This window comes from Achromobacter aloeverae (assembly GCF_004121055.1).
Taxonomy (GTDB): Bacteria; Pseudomonadota; Gammaproteobacteria; order Burkholderiales; family Burkholderiaceae_B; genus Bordetella_C; species Bordetella_C aloeverae.
The window spans coordinates 515,836-534,774 of sequence record NZ_PYAL01000001.1; the positions used below are offsets into that span (position 1 = coordinate 515,836).

Here is an 18,939-nt window from a genome sequence, read left to right on the forward strand (position 1 = left end):
CCGGAGACAACGATCATGCTGGAAACTGTCGTCAAACGAGAACGCGACTACGGCACGCCCGCGCGCGTCGCGGAAGAAATGGTAAGCCTGACCATCGATGGCCAGGAGATCCAGGTTCCCGCCGGCACGTCGGTGATGCGCGCGGCCGCCGAGGCCGGCATCAATATCCCCAAGCTGTGCGCCACCGACAGCCTGGAAGCCTTCGGCTCCTGCCGGCTATGCCTGGTGCAGATCGACGGCCGGCGTGGGTACCCGGCGTCCTGCACCACGCCGGTGGAAGCCGGCATGGTGGTGCATACCGAAACGCCCAAGCTGCACGAACTGCGCCGCGGTGTCATGGAACTGTACATTTCCGACCATCCGCTGGACTGCCTGACCTGCCCCGCCAACGGCGATTGCGAACTCCAGGACATGGCCGGTGTCGTGGGCTTGCGCGACGTGCGCTACGGCTACCAGGGCGCGAACCACCTGCAAAGCGCCAAGGACGAATCGAACCCCTACTTCTCCTACGACCCTTCCAAGTGCATCGTCTGCAATCGCTGCGTGCGCGCCTGCGAGGAAACCCAGGGCACCTTCGCGCTGACGATTTCGGGCCGCGGCTTCGACTCGCGCGTGTCGGCGGGCCAGGACCAGCCCTTCATGGAGAGCGAATGCGTGTCCTGCGGCGCCTGCGTGCAGGCCTGCCCGACGTCCACGCTACAGGAAAAGACCGTCATCATGATGGGCCAGGCCGAACACTCGGTCATCACCACCTGCGCCTACTGCGGCGTGGGGTGCGCCTTCCGCGCCGAGATGAAGGGCCAGGAAGTGGTGCGCATGGTGCCGTGGAAGGACGGCCAGGCCAACCGCGGCCACTCCTGCGTGAAGGGCCGCTTCGCCTGGGGCTACGCGACGCACCAGGAGCGCGTGCTCAAGCCCATGATACGCAAGCGCATCAGCGACCCCTGGCGCGAAGTCTGCTGGGATGAAGCGATCGCCTACGCGGCCTCCGAGTTCAAGCGGCTGCAGGCCGCGTACGGCCGCGATTCCGTCGGCGGCATCACGTCCTCGCGCTGCACCAACGAAGAAACGTGGCTGGTGCAGAAGCTGGTGCGCGCCGCCTTCAACACCAACAACGTCGACACCTGCGCCCGCGTGTGCCACTCGCCCACCGGCTATGGGCTGAAGCAGACCCTGGGCGAATCGGCCGGCACCCAGACCTTTGACTCGGTGATGCAGGCCGACGTGGTCGTCGTGATGGGGGCCAATCCCAGCAGCGCCCATCCGGTATTCGCCTCGCGCCTGAAGAAACGCCTGCGCCAGGGCGCGCGGCTGATCGTCATCGACCCGCGCCGCATCGAGCTGGTGAGTTCGCCGCACATCAAGGCGGACTTCCATCTGCAGGTGCGGCCCGGCACCAACGTCGCGCTGCTGTCGTCGCTGGCCCATGTCATCGCCACCGAGCACCTGATCGACGAAGCCTACGTGGCCCAGCGCTGCGAGAAGAAGGCCTTCGACGAATGGCGCGCCTTCGTGTCGCTGCCGGAGAATTCGCCGGAGGCCATGGAGGCCGTGACCGGCGTGCCGGCCGCCGCCGTGCGCGGCGCGGCGCGCCTGTATGCGACGGCCGGCAACGGCGCCATTTACTACGGCCTGGGCGTGACCGAGCACAGCCAGGGTTCGACCACGGTCATGGGCATCGCCAACCTGGCCATGGCCACCGGCAACATCGGCCGCGAAGGCGTCGGCGTGAATCCGCTGCGGGGCCAGAACAACGTGCAGGGCTCCTGTGACATGGGTTCGTTCCCGCACGAGCTGCCGGGCTACCGCCACATCTCCGACGACACAGTGCGCGGCGAGTTCGAGCGGGACTGGGGCGTGACCTTGCAGCCGGAACCCGGCCTGCGCATTCCAAATATGTTCGAGGCGGCGCTGGGCGGGTCCTTCAAGGGGCTTTACTGCCAGGGCGAGGACATCGTCCAGTCCGACCCCAACACGCAGCACGTGGCGGCGTCCCTGGCGGCCCTGGAATGCCTCGTCGTCCAGGACCTGTTCCTCAACGAGACCGCCAAGTACGCCCACGTCTTCCTGCCGGGCTCGTCCTTCCTGGAGAAGGACGGCACTTTCACCAACGCCGAGCGGCGGATTTCGCGCGTGCGCAAGGTCATGGAGCCGAAGAACGGCAAGGCCGACTGGGAAGTGACCGTGGCCTTGTCCAACGCGCTCGGCTACCCCATGAACTACCGCCATCCCTCGGAGATCATGGACGAGATCGCGCGCCTGACGCCCACCTTCGCCGGCGTCACCTACGAGAAGCTGGACCGCCTGGGCAGCCTGCAATGGCCCTGCAACGACGAGGCGCCGGAGGGCACGCCCATCATGCACATCGACGAGTTCGTGCGCGGCAAGGGGCGCTTCATCATCACCAAGTACGTGCCGAGCGACGAACGGAGCACCCGCAAGTATCCCCTGCTGCTGACCACCGGCCGCATCCTGTCCCAGTACAACGTCGGCGCCCAGACCCGCCGCACGCCGAACGTCATGTGGCATGGCGAGGACGTGCTGGAGGTGCACCCGCAGGACGCCGAGGACCGGGGCATCGCCAGCGGCGATTGGGTGGGCGTGCAGAGCCGGGCCGGTGAAACCGTGCTGCGCGCGGTGCTTACCGACCGCGTGCAGCCGGGCGTGGTATACACCACCTTCCATTTTCCGGAGTCTGGCGCCAACGTGGTGACGACCGACAATTCCGACTGGGCCACCAACTGCCCGGAATACAAGGTGACGGCGGTGCAGCTGGTCCGGGTGTCGCAACCGTCGGAATGGCAGCGCCAGTGGAGCCGCTTCACGGACATCCAGCAGAAGCTGCTTGCCGAACGCGAACCCGCCCCGGCTGCCGCCGGCAAGTAAACCTATCTTCTCGACCATGGACCCGCACAACCTGATCCGCATGGCCAACCGCATCGGCGATTTCTTCGAAGCGATGCCGGACCGCCCCGAAGCGCTGGAAGGCATCGCCGGCCACATCCAGAAATTCTGGGAGCCGCGCATGCGCAATGAATTGCTGGCGTTCCTGCGGCAGCACCCCGATGGCGTGGATGGCGACGTCCGCCTCGCGCCCATCGTGCTGCAGGCCGTCACGCAGTACCACGACCGACTGCTGCCGCGCACCGCGGCGCGGACGGCGGGCACGGCCTGAACCGACGGCGCCCGGCTCACCCATCCGGGCGCCCCGGTCCAGGCCGCCATACAACCGCTACCTTCCCATGAAGCACCCGAGCACTCCGTACCCACGCCTTGCCGCATTGCTTGTATGAACGACAATTAAAGGAAATAAGATGAATACGGCAACCACGCTAGACCTGCCGGGTTCGCGACCCGGATTCCTCGACAAGGAACGCACCATCGCCGGCCCCGGCTTCAGCCGCTGGCTGGTCCCCCCCGCTGCCCTTGCCATCCACCTGTGCATCGGCATGGCCTACGGCTTTTCCGTATTCTGGCTGCCGCTGTCCCGGGCGCTGGGCGGAGCCGCCCCGAAAGCCTGCGGCGCCGACGTGAGCCTGTTGGACGAGCTTTTCACCACCACCTGCGACTGGCGCATCTCCAGCATGACCGGGATCTTCATCCTGTTCTTCGTGGTGCTGGGCTGCTCCGCCGCGCTTTGGGGCGGCTGGCTGGAACGCGCCGGCCCGCGCAAGGCGGGCCTGGTATCGGCCCTGTGCTGGTGCGGCGGGCTGGTGATCTCCGCGCTAGGCATCTACGTGCACCAGTTGTGGATGCTCTGGGTCGGCTCCGGCATCATCGGCGGCGTCGGGCTGGGGCTGGGCTATATCTCGCCGGTCAGTACGCTGATCAAGTGGTTTCCGGACCGCCGCGGCATGGCGACCGGCATGGCCATCATGGGCTTCGGCGGCGGCGCCATGGTCGGCGCGCCGCTGGCCAATGCGCTGATGCGCCACTACGCCGGCCCGGGCTCGCCCGGCGTGTGGCAAACCTTCCTGACCATGGCCGCGATCTACGCCGTCTTCATGGTCGCGGGCGCGCTGGGCTACCGCGTGCCGGCCGCCAACTGGAAGCCGGAAGGCTGGACCGCGCCGGCCGCGCAGACGCGCAACGCCATGATCACGCACGGCCACGTGCATGTGAAGAACATCTGGAGCGTGCCGCAGTTCTGGCTGGTATGGCTGGTGCTGTGCCTGAACGTGACCGCCGGCATCGGGATCCTGGGCATGGCGTCGCCGCTGCTGCAGGAAGTGTTCGGCGGCCGCCTGATCAACCAGGACAGCCTGGGCTTCGCGCAACTGAACAAGGAACAACTGGCCGCCATCGCGACCATCGCCGCCGGTTTCACCGGCCTGCTGAGCCTGTTCAACATCGGCGGCCGCTTCATCTGGGCGAGTCTCTCCGACAAGCTGGGCCGCAAGATGACCTACGCCGTGTTTTTCGTGGTCGGCATCGTGCTGTACGCCTCGGTGCCGTGGTCCGCCCACAATGGCCACCTGGCCCTGTTCGTCGGCGCCTTCTGCATCATCCTGTCGTTCTACGGCGGCGGCTTCTCGACGGTGCCGGCCTACCTGGCCGACCTGTTCGGCACGCAGATGGTGGGCGCCATCCACGGCCGCCTGCTGACCGCCTGGTCGGCCGCCGGCATCTTCGGCCCCATGCTGATCAGCTCCCTGCGCGAATACCAGTTGTCCATCGGGGTGCCGCGCGCGCAGGTGTACGACATCACCATGTACATCCTGGCCGGCCTATTGGTGCTGGGCCTGCTGTGCAACCTGGCCATCCGTCCGGTCAACCCCAAGCATTTCATGACGGACGAGGAACTGGCCACCGAGAAAGCGCTGGCCCATGAACGCGCCTCCGCGACCGCCGTGCATGGCCAGGGCACCAGCACCTTCCGCACGCCCGCCATCCTGGTGCTGTTCGCCTGGGCGTGCGTGGTGATCCCGCTGGCCTACGGCTTCTGGGGCACGCTGCAACAGGCGGTGGTGCTGTTCCGGTAGATCGCTGCCTTGCGGCAGCCGCCGCCAGAGCAGCGGCTCAGCGGCTCAGCGGCTGCCAGGGAAGTGCGTCAGCCCCTGGCCCAGGGACTAGCGCGCCCGCCATTGCGGGTGGGCGCGCAGATCGCGCAGCCAGTGCTTCAGGCGCTCGATGTCCTCCAGCAGGCGCAGCTCCGCTGACAGGGTGCGTATGTCGTCGTGCAGCGAGGCGATGTCCTTGCGCAGGCAGCGCAGGACGCTGTCCGGGGTGACAGCGGCGGACGGGCGGATGCCGTAGGCGCGCCGGTAGTCCTCCTCGACGTGGCGGATTTCCTCGTCAAGGTCGGCCAGCTGCTCCGTGAGGATCTGGTTGTAGTGCTGCAAACGGTCTTCGCTGACGCCGTTGGCCGTGCCTTGGCCGACCTGTTCGACCTCTAGCCGCAGCGACAACAGCTTGAGCAGATCCCGTTTCTCATAGGCACGGTTGGCTTCCTGCATCAGCGCCGTCTTGCGCACCCGCTCTTGCGGATCCGGTTCGCGGTCGGGATGCAAGGCGCTGGCAAGTTTGCGGTAGACCTCGCGCAAGGACTTGCTGGCTTGCGCCCGCGCCGCTTCCAGCAATGCCGCCGCCTGATGCGGCGACTTGCCCGCCGCATCAGGCGCTGCGTTCTCGAGGGATTTTTTCCGCGCGGCCTGCCGCGCCGCCCTGGCCTTTTCCTTGGCGGCTTCCCGAGCCAGGCGCGCCCGCGTCTCCGCCTGCTCGTAGCGCTGGAATTCGTCGCCGAAGGTATCGCTGAAGTTATCGCCGAATTCGTCACTGAATTCATCACCGAATTCATCGCTGAATTGGCCACTGATCGGATCGGCACCGGGATCACTCCCAGGGTCGCGCTGCTCCGGATCGACCGGCGGCGCCTGGACTCGCCGCGGTCCGCGCTTTCCACGGCCGGCCGCTTCTTCGTCCGCCCCGGCGTGCATGTTGTGGATGGCCTTCAGGCCAGCATCGCCGCTCTCGGCGACCAGGGGCTCCGCCATCCAGGCGATCAGTTCCGACAAGGCCCGCCGTTCGCTTTTGGCCAGGTGCCTGCTGTCGTACGCTTCGTTGAGCCGATAGACCATCTTCACGCGCAGGTCCGTCGATTCACGCGCCAGCGGCAACAACGATTCGACGTACTGCTTGTGAAAGACGGACTGCATGGTTTCCCACGCGCGCAAGCAGGCGCGGCGAGCCTGGATCTGTTCGGTCAGGGACCGGAACAGCTGTTGCGCGGCGGAAAGATCGGCCTCGCCGTGACCGGGCAAGAGATCCACTGCCCGTACGCTCGCCTTGTCCATGGAAGATGCCCGTCCGCCGCGACGCCGGGGGGCAGCACCTGTGCGCCCCCCAGCCCGCCTGCTTCTTACTTCTTCTTCACCGGCGGCAGGTCCGTGCAGACCCCTTCGGCCACTTCCGCGGCCATGCCCACCGACTCGCCCAGCGTGGGATGCGGGTGGATGGTCTTCGCGATATCCACGACATCCGCGCCCATTTCCACGGCCAGCGCCAGCTCGCTGATCAGGTCGCCGGCATGCGTACCCACGATGCCGCCGCCCAGGATGCGATGCGTTTCCGCATCGAAGATCAGCTTGGTGAAACCCTCGTCGCGGCCATTGGCGATGGCGCGGCCGGAGGCTGCCCAGGGAAACACGCCCTTCTCGATCTTCACGCCCTGTTTCTTGGCATCGTCCTCGGTCAGGCCTACCCAGGCCACTTCCGGATCGGTGTAGGCCACCGCCGGAATGACGCGAGCGTCGAAGAAGGATTTCTCGCCGAACGCGGCCTCGGCCGCCACATGGCCCTCGTGCACCGCCTTGTGCGCCAGCATGGGCTGGCCGACGATGTCGCCGATGGCGTAGATGTGCGGCACATTGGTGCGCATCTGCTTGTCGACTTCGATGAAGCCCCGATCCGTCACCGCGATGCCGGCCTTGTCGGCGCCGATCTTCTTGCCGTTGGGGCTGCGGCCGACGGCCTGCAGCACCAGGTCGTAGCGCTGCGGTTCCTTGGGCGCGCCCTCGCCTTCGAAGGTGACGTAGATGCCGTCCTTGCGGGCTTCCGCGCCGACCGTCTTGGTCTTGAGCATGATGTTGTCGAAGCGCGGCGCATTCATCTTCTGCCACACCTTCACCAGGTCGCGATCCGCGCCCTGCATCAGGCCATCCAGCATTTCCACCACGTCCAGGCGCGCGCCCAGCGTCGAGTACACCGTGCCCATTTCCAGGCCGATGATGCCGCCGCCGACGATCAGCATCTTCTTGGGGATGCTGCGCAGGAGCAGCGCGCCGGTCGAATCGACGATACGTTCGTCATCGGGCAGGAAAGGCAGGCGCACGGCCTGGCTGCCCGCCGCGATGATGGCGTTCTTGAAGCGGATGGTCTGGCTCTTGCCGTCGGCCGCCTTCACCGTCAGGTGATGCGGATCGGCGAACTCGCCAACGCCGGTCACCACGGTGACCTTGCGCATCTTGGCCATGCCGCCCAGGCCGCCGGTCAGCTTGCCGACCACGCTGTCCTTGAAGCTGCGCAGCTTGTCCAGGTCGATCTTGGGCTCACCGAAGGTAACGCCGTGATCGGCCAGGGCCTTCGCTTCCTCGATGACCGCCGCGACGTGCAGCAGCGCCTTCGAGGGTATGCAGCCCACGTTCAGGCAGACGCCGCCCAGCGTGGAATAGCGTTCGACCAGGACCGTCTTCATGCCGAGGTCGGCGGCGCGGAACGCGGCCGAATAGCCGCCGGGGCCGGCGCCCAGCACCAGCATGTCGCATTCCAGGTCGGCGCTGCCCGCGTAGCTGGACGCGGCCGGCGCGGGCGCGGGCGCGGCATTGGCGGCCGGCGGCGGCGCCGGCATCTTGGGGGCTTCCGCGGCGGGAGCCGCCTTGGATGCCGCGGCCGGGGCTGCATTGGACGCCGCGGCGGCATCGGCCGCCTCCAGCTCCAGCACCACCGACCCCATCGCCACCTTGTCGCCGACCTTCACCTTCACCGACTTCACCACCCCGCCTTGCGACGACGGGATCTCCATCGATGCCTTGTCCGACTCCACCGTGATCAGGCTTTGTTCCGCCTTGATCGTGTCGCCGGCGGACACCAGCACTTCGATGACTTCCACTTCCTTGAAGTCGCCGATATCGGGTACCTTGATTTCCACCGTATTGCTCATAGGGCTCCCCGGTTACAGCGCGATGCGGCGGAAGTCGGCCAGCAGCGCGCCCAGATAGGCATTGAAGCGGGCCGCGGCGGCGCCGTCGATGACGCGGTGGTCATAGGACAGCGACAACGGCAGGATCAGGCGCGGCACGAACTCGCTGCCATTCCACACCGGCTTGCGGTCCGAGCGCGACACGCCCAGGATGGCCACTTCCGGCGCGTTGATGATGGGCGTGAAGTGCGTACCGCCTATGCCGCCCAGCGACGAGATCGAGAAGCAGCCGCCCTGCATTTCGGCCGGCGACAGCTTGCCGTCGCGCGCCTTCTTGGCCAGTTCGGAAGTTTCCTTGGCGATATCGAAGACGCCCTTCTTGTCGGCGTCGCGAATGACCGGCACCACCAGCCCGTTGGGCGTATCGGCAGCGAAACCGATGTGGTAGTACTGCTTGAGCACCAGGTTGTCGCCGTCCAGCGAGGCGTTGAACTCGGGGAATTTCTTCAGGGCCGCGACCACGCCCTTGATCAGGAACGCGAGCATGGTGACCTTGATGCCGGCCTTCTCGTTCTCCTTGTTCAGCGTCACGCGCAGCGCTTCCAGGTCGGTGATGTCCGCTTCGTCATTGTTCGTGACGTGCGGGATCATGACCCAGTTGCGATGCAGGTTGGCGCCGGAAATCTTCTTGATGCGCGACAGCGGCTTGGCTTCGACCGGACCGAACTTGGCGAAGTCGACCTGCGGCCACGGCAGCACGCTCAGGCCACCGCCGGCCGCGGCCGGCGCGCCCGCGGCGGCGGACACGCCGCCAGCCAGCGCCTGCTTGACGAAATTGCGGACGTCGTCCTGCGTGATGCGGTCCTTGGGGCCCGAGCCCTTCACGCGGGCCAGGTCCACGCCCAGTTCGCGGGCGAACTTGCGCACCGACGGCGACGCATGGGGCAGTTGGCCGGGCTTGAGCGCGGACGCTTCCAGCGCGGCGGCCGGGCGGGACGCCGCCTGGGCAGCCTGGGCCGGCGCGGCCTCGGCTTTGCTTGCCGAAGCCTGGGCCGGAGCCGCCTCGGCCTTGGCCGCGGCAGCGCTGTCCGCCTTCGGCGCGGCGGCAGGCGCGGCGCCGCCGCCCTCGACCACCAGCAGCACGGAGCCCTTGGACACCTTGTCGCCCACCTTGACCTTGATGGACTTGACCACGCCGCCTTGCGACGCGGGGATCTCCATCGACGCCTTGTCGGACTCCACGGTGACCAGGCTTTGCTCGGCCTTGATCGTGTCGCCGACCGCGACCATCACCTCGATGACTTCCACTTCCTTGAAGTCGCCGATATCGGGCACGGTGACTTCAGCCTCGCCACCGCCCTGGGCCGGCGCGGCGGCCGGCGCGGGCGCTTCGGCCTTGGGCGCGGCGGGGGCCGCGGCAGCCTGGGCCTTGGGCGCTTCGGCGGCCGTGGCTGCATTGGACGTGGCGGCGGCGTCACCCGCCTCCAGCTCCAGCACCACCGACCCCATCGCCACCTTGTCGCCGACCTTCACCTTCACCGACTTCACCACCCCGCCTTGCGACGACGGGATCTCCATCGACGCCTTGTCCGATTCGACCGTGATCAGGCTTTGCTCCGCCTTGATCGTGTCGCCGGGCGCCACCAGGACCTCGATGACTTCCACTTCCTTGAAGTCGCCGATATCGGGTACCTTGATTTCCACCGTATTGCTCATCTGTCTGACCCTCAGGCGTATTGGGGGTTGGCTTTATTGGGATCGATGCCGTACTTCTTGATGGCTTCGGCGACCTTGGCGACCGGGACCGTGCCCTCGTCGGCCAGCGCCTTCAATGCCGACAGTACAACGAAGTGGCGATCCACTTCAAAGTGCTCGCGCAGCTTGGAGCGGAAATCCGAACGGCCGAAGCCGTCGGTGCCCAGCACGCGATAGTCGCGGCCCTTGGGCATGAAGGGGCGGATCTGGTCGGCGAACAGCTTCATGTAGTCGGTCGACGCGATGATGGGGCCCGTGGTCTTTTCCAGCTGCTGGGTCACGAAAGGCACCTGCGGCTTCTTGTCTTCCGGATGCAGCAGGTTGTGGCGCTCGGCATCCAGGCCGTCGCGGCGCAGCAGCGTGAAGCTGGTGACGCTCCACAGGTCCGAACCGATGCCCCAGTCCGCTTCCAGCAGTTCCTGGGCGGCCTGCACTTCGCGCAGGATGGTGCCGGAGCCCATCAACTGCACGCGCTGCTTGCCCTTGCCGACGCTCTTGAGCTTGTACATGCCGCGCACGATGCCTTCCTCGTCGCCGGCGGTCAGGCCAGGCTGCGGGTAGTTCTCGTTCATCACGGTCAGGTAGTAGTACACGTTCTCCTGGTTCTCGACCATGCGGCGCAGGCCGTCCTGGACGATGACCGCGAGTTCGTGCGCGTAGGTCGGGTCGTAGGGGACGCAATTCGGAATGGTCGCGGCCATCAGGTGGCTATGGCCATCCTCGTGCTGCAAGCCTTCGCCGTTGAGCGTGGTGCGGCCGGCGGTGCCGCCGATCAGGAAGCCGCGCGCCTGCATGTCGCCGGCGGCCCAGGCCAGGTCTCCGATACGCTGGAAGCCGAACATCGAGTAGTACACGAAGAACGGGATCATGATGCGGTTGTTCGTCGAGTAAGACGTGGCCGCGGCGATCCACGAGCTCATGGCGCCCGCTTCGTTGATGCCTTCCTGCAGCAGCTGGCCGTCGGCGGACTCCTTGTAGTACATGACCTGGTCCTTGTCGACCGGCACGTACTTCTGGCCTTCCGGCGCGTAGATGCCGATCTGGCGGAACAGGCCTTCCATACCGAAGGTGCGCGATTCGTCGGCCAGGATGGGCACGACGCGCGGGCCCAGCTGCTTGTCGCGCAGGATCTGGTTCAGCGTGCGCACGAAAGCCTGGGTGGTGGAAATCTCGCGCCCTTCCTGGGTCGGTTCCAGCACGGACTTGAAGGCGTCCAGCGCCGGCGCCTTGAGCTGCTCGTCGGCCTTGACGCGACGCGCGGGCAGGTAGCCGCCCAGCGCCTTGCGGCGTTCATGCAGGTACTTCATTTCCGGCGAATCCTCGGCCGGCTTGTAGTACGGCAGCTTTTCCAGCTGGTCGTCGGGGATGGGAATGCCGAAGCGGTCGCGGAATTCGCGGATCGAGTCCAGCTCCAGCTTCTTCTGCTGGTGGGTGGGGTTCTTGGCCTGGCCCACGTGGCCCATGCCGTAGCCCTTGATGGTCTTGGCCAGGATGACGGTGGGCTGGCCCTTGTGCGCCGTGGCGGCGGAGAAGGCCGCGTACACCTTGTGCGGATCGTGGCCGCCGCGATTCAGGCGCCAGATGTCCTCGTCGCTCATGCGCGCGACCATGGCCAGCAGCTGCGGGTGCTTGCCGAAGAAGTTCTCGCGCACGAACTTGCCGTCATTGGCCTTGTAGGCCTGGTATTCGCCGTCGACGGTCTCTTCCATCACGCGGCGCAGGATGCCTTCCTTGTCGTGGGCCAGCAGGGGATCCCAGTAGCCGCCCCAGATCAGCTTGATGACGTTCCAGCCGCTGCCGCGGAAGTCGCCTTCCAGTTCCTGGATGATCTTGCCGTTGCCGCGCACCGGACCGTCCAGGCGTTGCAGGTTGCAGTTGATCACGAAGATCAGGTTGTCCAGCTTTTCACGCGCGGCCAGGGCGATGGCGCCCAGCGATTCCGGCTCGTCCATTTCGCCGTCGCCGCAGAACACCCAGACCTTGCGGTTGGACGTGTCGGCAATGCCGCGGGCGTGCAGGTACTTGAGGAAACGCGCCTGGTAGATGGCGGTCAGCGGGCCCAGGCCCATGGACACGGTGGGGAACTGCCAGAACTCCGGCATCAGCTTGGGATGCGGATAGGAGGACAGGCCCTTGCCGTCCACTTCCTGGCGGAAATGGTTCAGCTGGTCCTCGGTCAGGCGGCCTTCCAGGTAGGCACGGCCGTAGACGCCGGGCGAGGAGTGGCCCTGGAAGTACACCAGGTCGCCGCCGCGCTCGGCGGTCTCGGCGTGCCAGAAGTGGTTCTGGCCGGTGCCTATCATGGTCGCCAGCGACGCGAACGAGGCGATGTGGCCGCCCAGGTCGCCGCCGTCGGGCGGGTTATGCTTGTTGGCCCGGACCACCATCGCCATCGCGTTCCAGCGCACATAGGAGCGGATGCGCGCCTCCAGCTCCAGGTTGCCGGGATGCGCCGGCTCCAGGCCAGGAGGAATCGTGTTCACATAGGCGGTGTTGGGCGAATACGGGATGTGCGCGCCGGAGCGGCGAGCCTCGTCGATCAGGCGCTCAAGCAGGTAGTGGGCGCGCTGCGGACCTTCGCGTTCCAGCACCGCCGCCAGGGCTTCGAGCCACTCCTGAGTTTCTAGGGTGTCTTCATCGTTGGCGGCCGTATAGGCGCCAGCCTGGGCGTTAGAGGACATCGTGTGTCTCCTGAAGGGTTGTGGCCGCGCGCTGCGATAGCGGAGCGGGCAAGAATAACCGGCCTGGACAGCCTTTTCCCTCGGGTTTATGACAGAGGAATATGGCCAGGCCGTGTCGTTTGAGCGGCATTCTAGGAATAAGAATAGTCGCTCGCAAGCAAAATTTCATGTTGCGGTACGACATTTCATAATGCGAAACCTGAAATTATCGCGATGCGAAATGACCGGCTAAAATGCCGGCAGTCTTTCCGGTACAGCCATGGCCAGCGCCCCCAAGTCGAACATCCCCACGCCGTTCCACGATCACGCCCGCCTGCGCCGGCGCGGTCTGTACTGGCTGACGCCCGTCCTCGTCCTGGTGCTCTATATATGTGTGATGGGGGTCTTTTTCTGGCTCCAGCGCATCCACGACGACAGCGTCATGTTTGTCACCATCGACCAGGAAATGCGCCAGCAGCGCCTGCTGTGGGTGGTGCTGGCCCTGTCCTGCGTGATCGTGATCAGCCTGCTGATGCTCTGGCGCTACACGCGCTTCCGCTCGCACGCCGAGGCTGCCCTGATCGCCGAGACCGGTTTTCGGCGCGCCATGGAAAACTCCATGTCCACCGGCATGCGCGTACTCGACATGGACGGCCGCATCTCCTATGTCAATCCGGCCTTCTGCCGGATGATAGGCTGGAACGAGGCCGACCTGATCGGCCGCAGCCCGCCCTTCCCCTACTGGGTGCCGGGACGCCACGATCAGCATCAGCACACGCTGGACATCCTGACGTCCGGCAAGACGCCCAGCAGCGGCCTGGAGGTCGAGGCGCAGCGGCGCGACGGCTCGCGCTTCACGGCGCGCATGTACGTATCGCCCCTGCTGGACCCCAACGGCAACCAGATCGGCTGGATGACGTCCATGACCGACATCACCGAACCCAAGCGCATACGCGAGGCCCTGACGGCGGCGCACGAGCGCTTCATGACGGTGCTGGAAGGCCTGGACGACGCCATCTCCGTGACCGCCGACACCCATGACGGCCTGGAGCTGCTATTCGCCAACCGCACCTACCGGCGCGTCTTCGGCGCCCAGACGGGCGGCCACGACGAGTTGCTGGCGGGCCGGCGCGGCCGTTTCACCGACGAATCCGTGGAGGTTTTCTCGCCCTCGGTGCAGCGTTGGTTCGAGGTGCATCACCGCATGCTGGCCTGGACCGACGGCCGCCGGGTGCGCCTGCAGGTGGCGCGCGACATCACCGAACGCCGCAACCACGAGGAAGCGTCGCGCGTACAGCAGGAGAAGATCCAGCTGACCAGCCGCCTGACCACCATGGGGGAAATGGCGTCCTCGCTGGCCCACGAGCTGAACCAGCCGCTGACGGCGATCGCCAACTACAGCATGGGCGCGGTGGCGCTGGTCAAGGCTGGCCATACCAACCCGCGCATGCTGCTGCCGGCCCTGGAGAAGGCCGCCGCGCAGGCCGAGCGCGCCGGCAAGATCATCAGCCGCATCCGCGAGTTCGTGAAGCGCAGCGAGCCGCGGCGCCAGCGGGTGGCGATCGGCGGCATCGTGGAAAACGCCATCGGCTTCGCCGAGATCGACGCCCGCAAGCGCCGCATCCGCATCGAAAGCTTCGTGCCGTCGAACGCGCCCGAAGTGCTGGCCGACCCCATCCTGATCGAACAGGTGCTGTTGAACCTGCTCAAGAACGGGCTGGAGGCCATGGAAAACAGTGAATCCGACGAGCTGAAGGTCGCCGTCATCCCGCACGAGCAGCAGCTGGAAGTGGCGGTGGTCGACCGCGGCCATGGCCTGGCCGACCCCGAACGCCTGTTCGAACCCTTTTTCAGCACCAAGTCCCAGGGCCTGGGCATGGGCCTGAATATCTGCCGTACCATTATCGAATCGCACCACGGCCGCCTTTGGGCGGATCCCAACCCGGCAGGCGGTACCATCTTCCGCTTTACCCTGCCCTGCGCCGCGCCACAATCGCAGTCGCAGACTGACCAGTCCGAGGAGCTCCACGCATGAACACCCCTATTCCGTCGAGCACGGTATACATAGTCGACGACGACGAAGCCGTCCGCGATTCGCTGCGCTGGCTGCTGGAGGCCAATGGCTACCGTGTGCGCGCCTATCCCAGCGCGGAGAACTTCCTGGAAGACTACGACCCCAACCTGGTCGGCGTGCTGATCGCCGACGTGCGCATGCCCGGCATGAGCGGCCTGGAATTGCAGGAGCAGTTGATCGCACGCCAGGCCCCGCTGCCCATCGTCTTCATCACCGGCCACGGCGACGTGCCGATGGCGGTGACCACGATGAAGAAAGGCGCCATCGATTTCCTGGAAAAGCCCTTCAACGAATCGGACCTGCGGGAAATCGTCGCCCGCATGCTGGAGCAGGCCACGCAGCGCGTGTCCAAGTTCCAGGCCCAGCGCGACCATGAAGCCATGCTGGCGCGCCTGACCGCGCGCGAGCAGCAGGTCCTGGAGCGCATCGTCGCCGGCCGCCTGAACAAGCAGATCGCCGACGACCTGGGCATCAGCATCAAGACCGTGGAAGCGCATCGCGCGAACATCATGGAAAAACTGGAAGTCACGACCGTGGCCGACCTGATGAAGGTGGCCCTGGCAAAACCCGAGGCACACGCATGACGGCACGTATCATCGACGGCGCGGCGCTGTCGCAGAAAATCCGCGAGGAGGTCGCGCAACGCGTGGCGAAACTGGCCGGGACCGGCGTGCGCCCCGGCCTGGCCGTCGTGCTGGTGGGCGAGGATCCCGCCTCGCAGGTCTATGTGCGCAACAAGGTCGCCGCCTGCGAGAAGGCCGGCCTGTATTCCAAGAAGGAGCAGTATCCGGCCAGCATGAGCGAGGCCGAACTGCTGCAGCGCATCGAAGTCCTCAATGGCGATCCCACCATCCATGGCATCCTGGTGCAGTTGCCGCTGCCGCCCCACATGGACAGCCACAAGGTGATCGAGGCCATCGCCGCGGACAAGGACGTGGACGGTTTCCATATCAGCAACGCCGGCCTGTTGATGACGGGCCAGCCGCTGTTCCGCCCCTGCACGCCCTATGGCGTGATGAAGATGCTGGAAGCGGAGAACGTGCCCCTGCGCGGCGCCGAGGCCGTCATCGTGGGCGCCAGCAATATCGTCGGCAAGCCCATGGCCATGCTGCTGCTGGCCGCGGGCGCCACCGTGACGCTGTGCAATTCGAAGACGCGCGACCTGGGCGCGCAGACCCGCCGCGCCGACGTGCTGGTGGTGGCCACGGGCAAGGCGGGCATCGTCAAGGGCGACATGATCAAGCCCGGCGCGGTGGTGATCGACGTGGGGATCAATCGCGGCGCCGACGGCAAGCTGTGCGGCGACGTCGACTTCGCGTCCGCCCGCGAAGTGGCCGGCGCCATCACGCCCGTGCCCGGCGGCGTCGGTCCGATGACCATCGCGATGCTGCTGGTCAACACGGTGGAAGCCGCTGAACGACTGGGCTGAACGACCTGGCTGAAATACAGGCCGCCACTGGGGCAGCCTGTACTTGCAGGAATCGCGATCGTCCCCACTTGAAGTACATCTTGTCTCCCCCGGAATCCGCCGTTATGAGCAGCAACCCCCTTCTCGCCCCCGTGCATGACCTGGTCGACTATGCGGCCATCCAACCGGCGCATGTGGTGCCGGCGGTGGATGACCTGCTGGAGGTGGCGCGCGCCGCCGTCGAGAAGGCCGCCGATCCCGCGCTGCCGGCGACCTGGGAAGCCGTGGTCGAGCCGCTGGATTCCGCCTCGGAGCGCCTGTGGCGCGCCTGGTCGGTGGCGGGCCACCTGAACGCCGTGGTCAATACGCCGGCGCTGCGCGAAGCCTATAACGCCGCCCTGCCCAAGGTGACCGAGTTCTCGACGTGGGTGGGCCTGCACGAGGGCCTGTACAAGCAATACCAGCGCCTGCGCGCCGCGCCGGACTTCGACAGCTGGAGCCCCGTGCGCCGCCGCGTCGTCGACCTGGCCCTGCGCGATTTCCGCCTGGGCGGCGTCGAACTGCAAGGCGAAGCGCGCGAACGCTATGCCGAGATCTCCGACCGCGAGGCCCAGGTCTCGCAGAAATTCTCGGAAAACGTCCTCGACGCCATCGATGCCTGGTCGCTGCTGGTGGAAGACGAAAGCCGCCTGGCCGGCATCCCCGCCGACGTCCTGGACGCCGCGCGCGAAGCCGCCCAGGCCGACGGCAAGACGGGCTGGAAACTGACGCTGAAGATGCCCTGCTATCTTCCCGTCATGCAATACGCGCGTGACCGCACGCTGCGCGAGACCCTCTATCGCGCCTACGGCACGGTCGCGTCCGAGCAAGGCGACGCACGCTACGACAACTCCCCGCTGATCGAAGAATTGCTCGGCCTGCGCGCCGAGGAAGCGCGCCTGCTGGGGTATGGCAATTTCGCCGAACTGCGCCTGCAGACCCGCATGGCGCGCAGCGCGGCCCAGGTCGCGGAATTCCTGCGCGACCTCGCCGGCCGCGCCCGCCCCTACGCGCAGCAGGACCTGGCGCAGGTGCGCGAGTTCGCCGCCAAGGAACTGGGCCTGACCGATGTCCAGCCCTGGGACCTGCCCTACGCCTCGGAGCGCCTGCGCGAGACGCGCTATGCCTACTCGGAAGACGAGATCAAGCAGTACTTCACCGAGCCGCGCGTGCTGGCCGGACTGTTCGACGTCATCCAGACGCTGTTCAACGTGCGCCTGCGCGAGACGCCCGTGTCGGCCTGGCACGCGGACGCGCGCGGCGTGCGCGTGGAGCGGCCCGACGGCGCCCTGGTCGGCTATCTCTATCTGGACCTCTACGCGCGCGCCGGCAAGCAAGGCGGCGCCTGGGTGGACAGCGAGCGCAGCCGCCGCGTTGCCGCGGGCAGCGTGCAGACCCCCGTGGTCTACCTGACCTGCAATTTCTCGCGCCCCGGCGCGGGCAAGAACGGCAAGGCCGCGCTGCTGACGCACGACGACGTCATTACCCTCTTCCACGAAACCGGCCACGCGCTGCATGCCTTGCTGTCGGAAGTGGACGAGCCGGGCGCCGCCGCGTTCGCCAGCGTGGAATGGGACGCCATCGAACTGCCCTCGCAGTTCATGGAGAATTTCTGCTGGGAATGGCCGGTGGTGCAACAGTTGTCGGCGCACGTCGAGACCGGCGAGCCGCTGCCGCGCGCGCTGTATGACAAGCTGCTGGCCGCGCGCAATTACCAGAGCGGCATGCAGACGGTGCGCCAGATCGAGTTCGCGCTGTTCGACATGCTGCTGCACGACAAGGCGCAGGGCGTGCCCATCGCCGACGTGCTGGCGCTGCTGCAGAAGGTCCGCGACGAGGTCGCCGTGTTCTCGCCGCCGGGCTGGCATCGCATGCCGCACAGCTTCTCGCACCTGTTCGCGGGCGGCTACGGCGCGGGCTACTACAGCTACAAGTGGGCCGAAGTGCTGTCGGCCGACGCCTACGAAGCCTTCGAGGAAGCGGCCCGCGCAACGGGCCAGGGCACCCTGGACGCCTCCACCGGCGACCGCTTCCGCCGCGAAATCCTGGCGGTCGGCGGCGCGCGCCCGGCAGCCGAGTCCTTCAAGGCTTTCCGCGGACGCGAGCCGCGCATCGACGCCCTGCTGCGCCACAGCGGCATGGCGACGGCGCGGGCGGCCTGAGATGGCGTCGCGCCGGCGTTGGGCTGCATGGATCCTGGCGGCGGCCGGCCTGCTGCCGGGCGTTTTTCCGGCCGCCGCGCTGGCCCAGGGCGCGCAGGCCGTCTATGACGTTGCCGGCCACCTGCCGGACCTGCGCTTTTCCCTGTCCGGCGCGCAAGGCCGGACCGTCACCGATGCCGATGTGCGGGGGCGCACGGTACTGCTGTTTTTCGGCTACGCCAATTGCCCGGATGTCTGCCCCACCACCATGGCCCAATTGACCGAGGTGCTCGGCCAGTTGGGCGAGGACGCTGCCAAGGTCCGCATCCTGTTCGTCAGCGTCGATCCCCACCGCGATACCCCGGATCGTTTGCAAGCGTATGTGAACGCCTTCAATCACTCGGCCATCGGATTGACCGGCACCGACACGCAGATCGCCGACCTCGCGCGCCGCTACCGCGTTTCCTACCAGATCGAAAAGCCGCGGCCCGGCGCGGACCCCGCGATCTACAACGTCGCCCATAGCCGCGGGGTGTTCGTCTTCGACGCGTCCGGCCGCGCGCGCCTGCTCCTGGCCGACAGCGCCAATACCGCGCAGATCGTGCAGAGCCTGAGGCCCTTGCTCAAATAAGCAGGCCGCCGCCACCTGCCATCGCGATTCCATTTATTACATCCCTCGGGCACGACCCGTGCGTATGATCGCGCTGTTTCTCCCTCCTCGCCAA

The 18,939-nt window shown here is 66.7% G+C and carries 12 protein-coding genes; 8 read left to right on the forward strand and 4 right to left on the reverse strand.

Features of this window, described 5'->3' with window-relative positions; genetic code table 11:
* Positions 1–15 precede the first annotated feature (15 nt).
* From fdhF to C7R54_RS02305, 3 genes are all read left to right on the forward strand, one after another.
* A complete protein-coding gene (gene fdhF / locus C7R54_RS02295) occupies positions 16–2,886 on the forward strand; it encodes a formate dehydrogenase subunit alpha (protein ID WP_129148568.1) in 2,871 nt (956 codons plus the stop codon).
* 16 nt (positions 2,887–2,902) lie between these two features.
* A complete protein-coding gene (locus C7R54_RS02300) occupies positions 2,903–3,175 on the forward strand; it encodes a formate dehydrogenase subunit delta (protein ID WP_129149405.1) in 273 nt (90 codons plus the stop codon).
* A 139-nt stretch (positions 3,176–3,314) separates the two neighbouring features.
* A complete protein-coding gene (locus C7R54_RS02305) occupies positions 3,315–4,982 on the forward strand; it encodes an OFA family MFS transporter (protein WP_129148569.1) in 1,668 nt (555 codons plus the stop codon).
* Between the two features lie 87 nt (positions 4,983–5,069).
* On the opposite strand, the gene C7R54_RS02310 is transcribed toward C7R54_RS02305, so the two are convergent.
* The 4 genes from C7R54_RS02310 to aceE all read right to left on the reverse strand — a co-directional run bounded on the left by C7R54_RS02310 (position 5,070) and on the right by aceE (position 12,573).
* Positions 5,070–6,293: a J domain-containing protein gene (locus tag C7R54_RS02310; protein WP_129148570.1), complete on the reverse strand. Its 1,224-nt coding sequence runs from the start codon at positions 6,291–6,293 to the stop codon at positions 5,070–5,072.
* Positions 6,294–6,358: 65 nt separating this feature from the next.
* Complete coding sequence (gene lpdA, locus C7R54_RS02315; RefSeq protein ID WP_129148571.1) at positions 6,359–8,158, reverse strand: dihydrolipoyl dehydrogenase; 1,800 nt, start codon at positions 8,156–8,158, stop codon at positions 6,359–6,361.
* Positions 8,159–8,170: 12 nt separating this feature from the next.
* Positions 8,171–9,853 (reverse strand): dihydrolipoyllysine-residue acetyltransferase, encoded by a 1,683-nt coding sequence (gene aceF / locus C7R54_RS02320; RefSeq protein WP_129148572.1) that lies wholly within the window; start codon positions 9,851–9,853, stop codon positions 8,171–8,173.
* Between the two features lie 11 nt (positions 9,854–9,864).
* Positions 9,865–12,573: a pyruvate dehydrogenase (acetyl-transferring), homodimeric type gene (aceE, locus tag C7R54_RS02325; protein WP_129148573.1), complete on the reverse strand. Its 2,709-nt coding sequence runs from the start codon at positions 12,571–12,573 to the stop codon at positions 9,865–9,867.
* A 259-nt stretch (positions 12,574–12,832) separates the two neighbouring features.
* Here aceE and C7R54_RS02330 point away from each other — a divergent pair, with 259 nt between their 5' ends.
* From C7R54_RS02330 to C7R54_RS02350, 5 genes are all read left to right on the forward strand, one after another.
* Complete coding sequence (locus C7R54_RS02330) at positions 12,833–14,587, forward strand: PAS domain-containing sensor histidine kinase (protein ID WP_129148574.1); 1,755 nt, start codon at positions 12,833–12,835, stop codon at positions 14,585–14,587.
* Positions 14,584–15,210 (forward strand): response regulator transcription factor, encoded by a 627-nt coding sequence (locus tag C7R54_RS02335; protein ID WP_094854200.1) that lies wholly within the window; start codon positions 14,584–14,586, stop codon positions 15,208–15,210. The genes C7R54_RS02330 and C7R54_RS02335 overlap by 4 nt, the downstream gene beginning before the upstream one ends.
* Positions 15,207–16,055 carry a bifunctional methylenetetrahydrofolate dehydrogenase/methenyltetrahydrofolate cyclohydrolase FolD gene (gene folD / locus C7R54_RS02340; protein ID WP_129148575.1) on the forward strand — a complete coding sequence of 283 codons (849 nt, stop codon included), beginning with the start codon at positions 15,207–15,209 and terminating at the stop codon, positions 16,053–16,055. The genes C7R54_RS02335 and folD overlap by 4 nt, the downstream gene beginning before the upstream one ends.
* 104 nt (positions 16,056–16,159) lie before the next feature.
* Entirely contained in the window at positions 16,160–18,235 is a 2,076-nt protein-coding gene (locus tag C7R54_RS02345; protein ID WP_129148576.1) for a M3 family metallopeptidase, read from the forward strand.
* Position 18,236: 1 nt separating this feature from the next.
* The gene (locus tag C7R54_RS02350) at positions 18,237–18,845 is read left to right on the forward strand and encodes an SCO family protein (RefSeq protein ID WP_129148577.1); all 609 of its coding nucleotides are present in this window, start codon (positions 18,237–18,239) and stop codon (positions 18,843–18,845) included.
* The last annotated feature ends 94 nt before the right edge of the window (positions 18,846–18,939 follow it).